The organism is Roseomonas sp. TS2 (assembly GCF_058833935.1).
In genome coordinates this window covers 1-9,722 of the sequence record NZ_JCACVY010000165.1, presented here as the reverse complement: position 1 = coordinate 9,722, position 9,722 = coordinate 1, and the positions used below count along the sequence as shown (strand labels likewise).

Annotated in this window: 11 protein-coding genes; 7 read left to right on the top strand and 4 right to left on the bottom strand. The window is 70.2% G+C overall.

All coding sequences use genetic code 11. The features are described 5' to 3' along the window. The 7 genes from ACZJYS_RS19520 to ACZJYS_RS19490 all read left to right on the top strand — a co-directional run. A partial coding sequence (locus ACZJYS_RS19520) for a histidine phosphotransferase family protein (RefSeq protein ID WP_493180014.1) occupies window positions 1-232 on the top strand: 232 nt, incomplete at its 5' end. Window positions 233-304: 72 nt separating this feature from the next. Continuing rightward, window positions 305-853 carry an Hpt domain-containing protein gene (locus tag ACZJYS_RS19515; RefSeq protein ID WP_493180013.1) on the top strand — a complete coding sequence of 183 codons (549 nt, stop codon included), beginning with the start codon at window positions 305-307 and terminating at the stop codon, window positions 851-853. Next, window positions 853-2,853 carry a hybrid sensor histidine kinase/response regulator gene (locus tag ACZJYS_RS19510; RefSeq protein WP_493180012.1) on the top strand — a complete coding sequence of 667 codons (2,001 nt, stop codon included), beginning with the start codon at window positions 853-855 and terminating at the stop codon, window positions 2,851-2,853. Before ACZJYS_RS19515 ends, ACZJYS_RS19510 begins: the two co-directional genes overlap by 1 nt. A gap of 13 nt (window positions 2,854-2,866) precedes the next feature. Beyond that, window positions 2,867-3,349, top strand: a complete 483-nt coding sequence (locus ACZJYS_RS19505; protein ID WP_109516542.1) for a chemotaxis protein CheW — start codon at window positions 2,867-2,869, stop codon at window positions 3,347-3,349. Between the two features lie 14 nt (window positions 3,350-3,363). Continuing rightward, window positions 3,364-3,756 carry a response regulator gene (locus ACZJYS_RS19500; protein ID WP_109516543.1) on the top strand — a complete coding sequence of 131 codons (393 nt, stop codon included), beginning with the start codon at window positions 3,364-3,366 and terminating at the stop codon, window positions 3,754-3,756. Window positions 3,757-3,803: 47 nt separating this feature from the next. Continuing rightward, a complete protein-coding gene (cheB, locus tag ACZJYS_RS19495; RefSeq protein ID WP_493180011.1) occupies window positions 3,804-5,108 on the top strand; it encodes a chemotaxis-specific protein-glutamate methyltransferase CheB in 1,305 nt (434 codons plus the stop codon). Next, complete coding sequence (locus ACZJYS_RS19490) at window positions 5,105-5,920, top strand: CheR family methyltransferase (protein ID WP_109516545.1); 816 nt, start codon at window positions 5,105-5,107, stop codon at window positions 5,918-5,920. The genes cheB and ACZJYS_RS19490 overlap by 4 nt, the downstream gene beginning before the upstream one ends. 45 nt (window positions 5,921-5,965) lie before the next feature. On the opposite strand, the gene ctrA is transcribed toward ACZJYS_RS19490, so the two are convergent. From ctrA to ACZJYS_RS19470, 4 genes are all read right to left on the bottom strand, one after another. Then, window positions 5,966-6,730, bottom strand: coding sequence for a response regulator transcription factor CtrA (gene ctrA, locus ACZJYS_RS19485; RefSeq protein WP_109516546.1), 765 nt, complete (start codon window positions 6,728-6,730; stop codon window positions 5,966-5,968). A gap of 241 nt (window positions 6,731-6,971) precedes the next feature. Beyond that, complete coding sequence (locus ACZJYS_RS19480; protein WP_146201858.1) at window positions 6,972-7,082, bottom strand: DUF2474 family protein; 111 nt, start codon at window positions 7,080-7,082, stop codon at window positions 6,972-6,974. Next, a complete protein-coding gene (gene cydB / locus ACZJYS_RS19475; protein ID WP_109516547.1) occupies window positions 7,082-8,146 on the bottom strand; it encodes a cytochrome d ubiquinol oxidase subunit II in 1,065 nt (354 codons plus the stop codon). Before cydB ends, ACZJYS_RS19480 begins: the two co-directional genes overlap by 1 nt. Before the next feature lie 13 nt (window positions 8,147-8,159). After that, complete coding sequence (locus tag ACZJYS_RS19470) at window positions 8,160-9,605, bottom strand: cytochrome ubiquinol oxidase subunit I (RefSeq protein ID WP_109516548.1); 1,446 nt, start codon at window positions 9,603-9,605, stop codon at window positions 8,160-8,162. Window positions 9,606-9,722: the final 117 nt, after the last annotated feature.

Genomic DNA, 9,722 nt, shown 5'->3' with positions numbered 1-9,722 from the left:
CGGCGGCACGGTGACGCTGGCCCCGCAGGGCGAGGGCTTCGTGCTGCGGCCGGAGGGTGCCATGCGCGCCTGGCCCGCGGCGCTGCCGGCCCTGCTGCGTGGCGAGGCGGTGGAGGGGGCCCGCGCCGCCCCCGCGCTGCTGCTGCTGCGCCTGGCCGCTGCCGCCGGCTGGCGGGTGGCGCTGGCGCCCGAGTCGGAGCCGGACGCCCTGCGAATCGCCCCCGGAGGCTGAAGGCACCACATTTACCTTTCCTTCGCCATCCGGCCCCCAGGCTGAGCCGAACCCAGCCTGTCGGGGACCGTGATGGACGATCTTCTCGCCGACTTTCTGACTGAAACGAATGAAGGGCTGGCCGCGCTCGATGTCGCGCTGCTGAAGCTCGAGAAGGCCCCGGACGACCGGCAGACGCTGTCGGAGATCTTCCGCAACGTCCACACGATCAAGGGCACCTGCGGCTTTCTCGGCCTCTCGCGGCTGGAGAAGGTGGCGCATGCCGCCGAGAACGTGCTGGGCAAGTACCGCGAAGGCTCGCTCAAGGTGACGCCGGCCGGCATCACCCTGATCCTCTCGGCGCTGGACTGCCTCAAGGGCATCGTCTCCGGCCTGGAGAACACCGGCAGCGAGCCGGTGGGCGACGACACCGCGCTGATTGCCTCGCTCGACGCCGCCTGGCGTGGCGAGATGCCGGCGGCGGCCGAGCCGGAGATGCCCAGCTTCGGCGACGAGAAGCCAGCCGAGGCCCCGCCCGCCCCCGAGGCGGTGACCGAGCCGGTTGCCGCGCCGCCGCCAGCGGTGGCCCGATCACGCCGGCGCAGACCATCCGCGTCTCGGTCGACGTGCTGGAAGACCTGATGACGCTGGTCAGCGAGCTGGTGCTGACCCGCAACCAGCTCCTCCAGCTCGTCCGCGCCCGCAGCGACGCGGCGCTCACCGTGCCGCTGCAGCGCCTCTCCCACATCACCTCCGAATTGCAGGAGGGGGTGATGAAGACCCGCATGCAGCCGATCGGCAATGCCTGGCAGAAGCTGCCGCGCATCGTCCGCGACCTGGCCAACGAGCTGGGCAAGAAGATCGAGCTGGTGATGAAGGGCGCCGAGACGGAGCTCGACCGCCAGGTGCTCGAGCTGATCAAGGACCCGCTGACGCACATGGTGCGCAACAGCGGCGACCATGGCCTCGAGAACCCCGAGCAGCGCCGCGCCGCCGGCAAGCCGGAGGTGGGGCGCATCCTGCTCAACGCCTATCACGAGGGCGGCCACATCATCATCGAGATCGGCGATGACGGGCGCGGCCTGGCGGTGGACAAGATCAAGGCCAAGGTGGTGGGCCAGGGCCTGGCCACCGAGGCCGAGGTCGCCAGCATGAGCGAGCGGGAGATCCAGCACTTCATCTTCCGCGCCGGCTTCTCCACCGCCGCCGCCATCACCTCCGTCTCCGGCCGCGGCGTCGGCATGGATGTGGTGAAGACCAATGTCGAGAAGATCGGCGGCACGATCGACCTGCGCTCGACCGAGGGCAAGGGCACGACCTTCTTCATCAAGATCCCGCTGACGCTGGCGATCGTCTCGGCGCTGATCGTCGAGGCGGGGGGCGAGCGCTTCGCCATCCCGCAGATCGGCGTGGTGGAGCTGGTGCGCGCGGGCGGCAGCGCCGAGGGCGCGCAGATCGAGCGCATCCACGACACGCCGGTGATGCGGCTGCGCGACCGGCTGCTGCCGCTGGTCTCGCTCTCCCGCCTGCTGCAGCTGGAACACGCGGCGGATGAGGGGCGGCGGGATGCGGGCTTCGTCGTCGTCACCCAGGTCGGCGCCAACGTGTTCGGCATCATCGTCGACAAGGTGTTCGACACCGAGGAGATCGTGGTCAAGCCGGTGGCGCCGATCCTGCGCCACGTCACGATGTTCAGCGGCAACACCATCCTGGGCGATGGCAGCGTCATCATGATCCTCGACCCGAACGGCATCGCCCGCGCCACCGGCGTCGGCGCCGACGGGCCGAGCGAGGACGCCTCGCGCGGGCCGGAGGGGATGCGCGGCCACCGCTCCAGCGAGCGGACGGCGCTGCTGCTGTTCCGCGCCGGGGACGACACGCCGAAGGCGGTGCCGCTCGGCCTCGTGGCGCGGCTGGAGGACCTGCCGGGCGAGAGCATCGAGCATTCGGGCGGCAAGACGCTGGTGCAGTACCGCGGCAAGCTGATGCCGCTGGTGGCCATGTCCGGCGGCTGGATGCCGCCCGAGCCGGGCAAGCGCCAGGCGGTGCTGGTGTTCAACGACCGCGACCGCGCCATGGGCCTGATGGTCGACACCATCCTCGACGTGGTGGAGGAACACCTGCTGATCGAGGGCGCCAGCGAGCAGCCGGGCTTCCTCGGCAGCGCCGTGATCTGCGGCAAGGTGACGGATGTGATCGACTGCGCCTGGTGGCTGCACCAGGCGGGGGACGACTGGTTCCGCGGCACCGCGCCGGCGGCCGCGCGCAAGCGCGTGCTGCTGGTGGAGGACAGCGCCTTCTTCCGCCATCTGCTGGTGCCCGGCCTGACCGCCGCCGGCTACGACGTGACGGCGGTGGACACCGGCCTGCAGGCGCTGCAGCTGCGCGAGCAGGGGGCGCCCTTCGACATCATCGTCTCCGACATCGAGATGCCGGACCTGGACGGCATCGGCCTGGCGCGGGCGGTGCGGGAATCCGGCACATGGCAGTCCCTGCCGATGATCGCGCTCAGCGGGCGGGTCGAGGCCGAGCAGGTGCGGCGCGCGCGCGAGGCGGGCTTCAACGAATATGTGGGCAAATCGGAGCGTGAGGCGCTTTTGGCCGCATTGAGCGAATGCCTCGCCACGCCGGTCATCAGCTGAGGAGCGGAAGGTCATGCAGACGCAAATGCCCCCGAGCACGCAACGCGCCGTTGCCGCGGTGACAGAGAGCGCCGCCGCGATGTTCCTGACCCTGACGGTGGCGGGGCAGCTCTGCGGAGTGCCGGTGCTGGCGGTGCGGGACATCCTGGCGGCTCAGGCCATCACGCGGGTGCCGCTGGCGCCGCGCGAGGTGGCCGGCAGCCTGAACCTGCGCGGCCGCATCGTGACCGCGATCGACCTGCGCCGGCGGCTGGGCCTGCCGCCGCGCGAGGCGGGGGCGCCGCCGCCGATGAGCGTGGTGGTGGAGCAGAGCGGCGAGCTCTACAGCCTGCTCTCGGATTCGGTGGGCGAGGTTCTGGCGCTGCCCGAGGAGGGGTTCGCTGCCAATCCGCCGACGCTCGACCCGCTCTGGCGGGATGTGTCGCGCGGGGTCCACAAGGAGGATGAGCGCCTGCTCATCGTCCTCGATGTGGACCGCATCCTGGCGATCGGCTGAAAGGGAGACGATCAATGAACGAGGCCGTGAACTGCCTGGTGGTGGATGACAGCCGCGTGGTCCGCAAGGCCGCACGCCGCATCCTGGAGCGCCATGGCTTCCAGGTGCGCGAGGCGGAGGACGGGCAGAAGGCGCTCGAGGCCTGCCGCGAGAGCCTGCCCCGGCTGGTGATGCTGGACTGGAACATGCCGGTGATGAACGGGCTGGAATTCCTCAAGGCCGCCCGCGCCGAGTTCGGCCCGGACGAGCCGGTGATCATGCTCTGCACCACCGAGAGCGAGTTCGACCGCATCGTCACCGCGCTGAGCGCGGGGGCGCAGGAATACATCATGAAGCCTTTCGACGACGAGATCGTGACGGGCAAGCTGGTGCAGCTGGGCTTCCTGCCGGAGGACGCCGAGCTGTGAGAAGCCTGCCGCCCAGCGGGGCGGCGGGCAACCGGAGGGTCCGGGTGATGCTGTGCGACGACAGCACGACCGTGCGCTCGGCCTATGCCCGCCTCCTCGAGGCCGACCCGGACCTGCAGCTCGTCGGCAGTGTCGGCAACGGGCAGCAGGCGATCGATGCCCTGATGGGCCTGCCGCGCGAGGCTCGCCCGCATGTCATGCTGCTGGATCTGGAGATGCCGGTGATGGACGGCATGACGGCGCTGCCCCTGCTGCTGAAGACGCACCCCAACCTGGCGGTGATCGTCTCCAGCGCCCAGAACGAGAGCGGCGCCGCGGCGGCCATGGCGGCGATGCGCGCCGGCGCGGCCGACTACGTGCCGAAGCCGAGCGCCGCCAATGGCGGCATGAACGATGCCAACTTCCGGGCCGACCTGGTGGCCAAGGTGAAGGGGTGGGCCCGCATGCGCGGGTTTGTCCCCGGGCCGGCTCAGCCGGCGCCGGGCGCCGCCGCCGCGCCGCCGCTGGTGACACCACCGCCGGCCGCGCCGTCCGCGGCCCAGCCCACGGTGCCCCTGCCGGCGCCTTTCGTGTCGGCGCCCTCCGTGTCGGCGCCATCCATGCCGGCGGCCTCGGCGCCGCTTCCCGTGCCGCCCGCGCGGGCGGCCGCGCCGCAGCCTAGCCAGCCCCTGCCTGCGGCGCCGGCCCCGCCCGGCGCTTCGCTTCTCTCCGGCCCGGTGGTTCTGCGGCCGATGCCGGCGGTGGTGCCGAAGCCGCGGCTGCTGGCCATCGGCTCCTCCACCGGCGGGCCGCAGGCCCTGGCGGCCTTCGTGCGGCGGCTCAGCACGCCCCTGCCGGTGCCGGTGGTGGTGGTGCAGCACATGCCGGCGGGGTTCACCGCCATGCTGGCCGACCATCTCGGCCGGCTGGGCGGCCCGCCGGCGGCGGAGGCGAAGGATGGCGAGGCGCTGCGCCCCGGCCGCCTCTATGTGGCGCCCGGCGACCGCCACCTGGTGCTGGAGGGCGGCGGCGGCGGCCTGGTGGCGCGGCTGAACACGGACCCGCCGGAGAATTTCTGCCGCCCCGCCGTGGACCCGATGCTGCGCAGCGCCGTCGCGGCCTGCGAGGGGCGGGTGCTGGCGGTGATACTCACCGGCATGGGCCAGGACGGCATGCTGGGCTGCAAGGCGGTGGCGGCCGCCGGAGGGCTGGTCCTGGCGCAGGACGAGGCCTCCAGCGTGGTCTGGGGCATGCCCGGCGCGGTGGCGAAGGCCGGGCTGGCGCAGTTCCTCGCCCCGCCCGAGCAACTGGCCGACAAGGCCTTGGCGCATATTGGAAAGGCGGGCCACGGCCCGGCCGGAGGAATGGCATGAACACGGAAAGCTTCGCCGCGATCGCGGGGCTGGTGAAGACACGGTCCGGGATCGTGCTGACACCGGACAAGGCCTATATGCTGGAGACCCGCCTGGCGCCGATCCTGAAGCAGGAGAACCTCGCCTCCCTGGATGCGCTGGCGATGCGCCTGCGCGATCCGCGGGCGGAGATCCTGGCGCGCGCCGTGACCGAGGCGCTGACGACGAACGAAAGCAGCTTCTTCCGCGACGGCAAGCCTTTCGACCATCTGCGGCGGCTGCTGCCGAAGCTGCGCGCGGCGCGGCCGGCCACGCACAAGATCCGCATCTGGTCGGCGGCCTGCTCGACGGGGCAGGAGGCCTATTCGGTGGCCATCATCCTGCGCGATCTGGGGATCCAGAACGCCGAGATCTATGGCAGCGACCTGTCGCGCGAGGTGGTGGAGCGGGCGCGGGAGGGCAGCTTCACCCAGTTCGAGGTGCAGCGCGGCCTGCCGGTGCAGATGCTGGTGAAGTACTTCAAGCAGGAGGGCAGCAAGTGGCGCGTCGCGCCCGAGCTGCGCGCCATGACCCGCTTCGAGGAGCGCAACCTGCTGGCGGACCACCGGCCCCTGGGGCGCTTCGACGTGATCTTCTGCCGCAACGTGCTGATCTATTTCGACCCGCCCACCAAGGGGAAGGTGATGAACGCGCTGGCCGCCCAGCTGGCGCCGGATGGCGTGCTCTATCTCGGTGGCGCGGAGACGGTGCTGGGCCTGACGGACCGGCTGGTGGCGGTGACTGGCGAGCGGGGTGTCTACGCGCTGGCCGGAGCGGTCAGTGCCGCGAGCTGACAGGCCGGGCCGGGGGCTGTGCCCCCGGCCCCCTGGGGCCATGCCTCAGGCCGGCACCGCGGAGCGCGGCTGGGCGGTGGCCTGGGCCGCGGCGGCTGGCTGCGGCAGCTCCGGCATCGGGAAGCGGGCGCCCATGCCCAGCGGGTCGCGCAGCACATAGCCACGGCCCCAGACGGTGCCGATCAGCTCGCCCGCGCCGGCCTGCGCCAGCTTCTTGCGCAGCTTGCAGATGAAGACGTCGATGATCTTCGCCTCCGGCTCGTCGATGCCGCCATAGAGATGGTTCAGGAACACCTCCTTGGTGAGCACCAGGCCCTTGCGCAGGGTCAGCAGCTCCAGGATGGCGTATTCCTTGCCCGTCAGGTGCACCTCGCGGTCGTTCACGCGCACCTCGCGGGAGCCGAGGTTCAGCGTCAGCGGCCCGATGGAGAGGGTGGGCTGGCTGAAGCCCTTGGCGCGGCGGATGATGGCCTGGATGCGCGCCATCAGCTCCTGCTGGTCGAAGGGCTTGGTAATGAAGTCGTCGGCACCCATGCCGAAGGCCTTCACCTTGGCCTGGGGGCGGGACAGGCCGGAGAGGATCAGCACCGGGGTTTCCACCCGGTTGCCGCGCAGCCGGCGGACCACCTCGTAGCCCTCCATGTCCGGCAGCATGATGTCCAGGATCACGATGTCATAGTCGTAGAGGGAGGCCAGTTCGAGCGCTTCCTCGCCGGTGCCGGCGATGTCCGCGATCATGGAGGAGGCCTTCAGCATCATGGCGATGCCGCGGGCGGTGGTCAGATCGTCCTCAACCAGAAGCACACGCATCGTTTGGTTCTCCACAATCTATGCGTGCATTCTTACCATTTCCGTCAGGCTGAGGAAGAGGTTTTTCATCTTTGAGACGTATCAAGAACAAGAATGAACTTAAAAAATAGAGAATCGGGCGACCCGGCTTGCGCCTCCGGCATGGAATTTTTCGTTAAGATGTTGATTTATATCGGGTTAAGCGAAGAGGCGGCCTGCTGCCCCTCCATCCGGCCAATCTCAACCCTCGCGTGGGTTCGGCCTAGCCCTGTCCCAGCGCCCACCGGATCAGCAGCGCTACGGTGCTGAGCGCAGCGACGCCTGCAACCCAGAGTAGCACGAACCAGCCGAGGCGGCGCAGCAGGGGGGGCATCAGTGGTAGCCCGCCCCCACGCGCACCTTGCCGCGGAACAGCCAGTACACATAGGCGGTGTAGGCCAGGATGATGGGGATCAGCACCGAGGCGCCCACCAGCAGGAACATCTGCGAGGCCGGCGAGGCCGCCGCGTCCCAGATGCTGACCGAGGGCGGCACGATGTTCGGCCAGAGGCTGATGCCGAGCCCGGTGTAGGAGAGGAAGAACCAGCCCAGCACGTAGAGGAAGGGGGCGCCGTCCCGCCAGCGGAAGCCGCGCCCCGTGGGGTCGTGCGGGGCCTCGGCCTCGCGCGCCTCGGTGGCGGGGATGGCGCGGAAGAAGCGCCAGGCGAACACCGCCACCAGGATCGGCACGGGGGCGGCGTAGAGCATCCAGGGCAGGGTCAGCCAGCGCTCGCGGAAATAGGGCTGCAGGAAGGGCATGATCAGGCTGATGAGGAGGATGCAGCCCAGGGTGCCGATGCCGAGCCGCCGCGCATGGTGGCGCGCCTTGCTGGCGATATCCCCTTCCGTGCGCCAGATCAGCCAGCAGGCGCCGAGCAGCCCGTAGCCCACCAGCAGGGCGAAGCCGGTGAGCAGCGAGAAGGGGGTCAGCCAGTCCCACCAGCCGCCGGCATAGGCGCGGTCCCGCACCTCGATGCCCTGCACCAGCGCGCCGAGGGCGATGCCCTGGCAGAAGCCGGCCACGTAGCTGCCCCAGCAGAAGGCGCGGTCCCACCAGAGCTGGGCGCGGGCATTGTGCGCCTTGAACCGCATCTCGAAGGAGACGCCGCGGAAGATCAGCGCCAGCAGCATCAGGATCAGCGGCATGTAGAGGGCGGGGAAGATGGTGGCATAGGCCAGCGGGAACACGGCGTAGAGCCCGGCGCCCCCCAGCACCAGCCAGGTCTCGTTGCCGTCCCACATCGGCGCCACCGAGTTCACCATCACATCGCGCTCGTCCTTTTCCGTGAACCAGGGGAAGAGGATGCCGAGGCCGAGGTCGAAGCCGTCCATCACCACGTAGAGGAACACGGCGGTGGCGATCAGGACGGCCCAGATCAGGGGCAGGTGCTGTTCCATCGGGCGTCCCTCCTCAATGCCGCTTCGGCGAGTCGCCGAGGGCGCTGCCATGCGGGCCGGCGTGGTGCATGGCCGGCCCCGGGGTGATGCCGCTGGTGCGGATCGGCTGTGTCTCCTCCGGGCCTTCCTCGGCCACGTGCGGCGGCTGGCCGAACAGCCGGAACAGGAACCAGACGCCCGCCCCGAAGACGATGAAATACACCACGATGAAGGCCAGGAGTGACGCGCCCACCGCCGGCGCCGCCAGCGGCGAGACGCTGTCGGCGGTGCGCAGCAGGCCATAGACGGTGTAGGGCTGCCGCCCCGCCTCGGTGGTGATCCAGCCCGCCGTCACCGCCACCAGCCCCGCCGGGCCCATGACGAGGGCCGCGCGGAGGAACCAGCGCGTGTCGTACAGGCGGCCGCGCCAGCGCAGGCCGAGGGAGAGCAGGCCGAGCGTCGCCATCGCCGTGCCCAGCCCCACCATCACGCGGAAGGCCCAGAACACCAGGGGCACGTTGGTCGGCCGCTCCTCCGGCGGCACGTCCTTCAGCCCGGGCGTCTCGCCATCCCATTCATGCGTCAGGATCAGCCCGGAGAGGCGCGGGATCTCCAGCAGCACATGCGTCTCCTCCGCCGCCATGTCCGGCTGGCCGAGCAGGATCAGCGGCGCGCCGCGCTGCCGCTCCCAGTGGCCCTCCATGGCGGCCACCTTCTGCGGCTGGTGCTCCAGCGTGTTCAGCCCGTGGAAGTCGCCCAGCACGATCTGCATCGGCGCCACGATGGCCGCCATCCACATCGCCATGGAGAACATGGTGCGGGTGCGCTCGTTGCGGCTGTCGCGCAGCAGGTGGAAGGCGGCGACGCCGCCGACGATGAAGGCCGTGGTCAGGTAGGCGCCGGTGACGGTGTGGGCGAAGCGGAAGGGGAAGGAGGGGTTGAAGACGATCGCCCACCAATCCTCCGGCATGAAGCGGCCATCGGGCAGGATGCTGTGGCCGGCGGGCGTGTGCATCCAGCTGTTGGCCGAGAGGATCCAGAAGGCCGAGATCAGCGTGCCGATGGCGACGAGGCAGGTGGCGGCGAAGTGCAGCTTCTTGCCCACCCGCTCCAGCCCGAACAGCATGATGCCGAGGAAGCCCGCCTCCAGGAAGAAGGCGGTCAGCACCTCGTAGCCCATCACCGGCCCCAGCACGTTGCCGGTGCGGTCGGCGAAGACAGACCAGTTGGTGCCGATCTGGTAGGACATCACCACGCCCGACACCACGCCCATGGCGAAGGCGATGGCGAAGACCTTCAGCCAGTAGCGGAACACGTCCAGGTAGACGGCGCGCCCCGTGGAGAGCCACAGCGCCTCCAGCACCGCCAGGAAGCTGGCCAGGCCGATGGTGAAGGCCGGGAACAGGAAATGGAAGGTGATGGTGAAGGCGAACTGGAAGCGCGCCAGGTCCAGCGCGCTGGGCAGCCAATCCAACGCCATGCGGGGTTCTCCGTGCTGTTGCGGGCCTTCGCCTGGCCACGGTCCTGGTCGCGACGCAGTTTGCCCCTGCGGAGGGCCGGGAGCTAGGTAACGTCGATCACAGCCTCGCGTTCCCAC

Bases quoted from the DNA above. Each gene is read 5' to 3' on its own strand.
- ACZJYS_RS19490 (WP_109516545.1), top strand. From the start codon at position 5,105: ATGAACACGGAAAGCTTCGCCGCGATCGCGGGGCTGGTGAAGACACGG.
- ACZJYS_RS19470 (WP_109516548.1), bottom strand. From the start codon at position 9,605: ATGGCGTTGGATTGGCTGCCCAGCGCGCTGGACCTGGCGCGCTTCCAG.
- ctrA (WP_109516546.1), bottom strand. From the start codon at position 6,730: ATGCGTGTGCTTCTGGTTGAGGACGATCTGACCACCGCCCGCGGCATC.
- cydB (WP_109516547.1), bottom strand. From the start codon at position 8,146: ATGGAACAGCACCTGCCCCTGATCTGGGCCGTCCTGATCGCCACCGCC.
- ACZJYS_RS19480 (WP_146201858.1), bottom strand. From the start codon at position 7,082: ATGCCCCCCCTGCTGCGCCGCCTCGGCTGGTTCGTGCTACTCTGGGTT.
- ACZJYS_RS19505 (WP_109516542.1), top strand. From the start codon at position 2,867: ATGCAGACGCAAATGCCCCCGAGCACGCAACGCGCCGTTGCCGCGGTG.
- ACZJYS_RS19500 (WP_109516543.1), top strand. From the start codon at position 3,364: ATGAACGAGGCCGTGAACTGCCTGGTGGTGGATGACAGCCGCGTGGTC.
- ACZJYS_RS19515 (WP_493180013.1), top strand. From the start codon at position 305: ATGGACGATCTTCTCGCCGACTTTCTGACTGAAACGAATGAAGGGCTG.
- ACZJYS_RS19510 (WP_493180012.1), top strand. From the start codon at position 853: ATGACGCTGGTCAGCGAGCTGGTGCTGACCCGCAACCAGCTCCTCCAG.
- cheB (WP_493180011.1), top strand. From the start codon at position 3,804: ATGCTGTGCGACGACAGCACGACCGTGCGCTCGGCCTATGCCCGCCTC.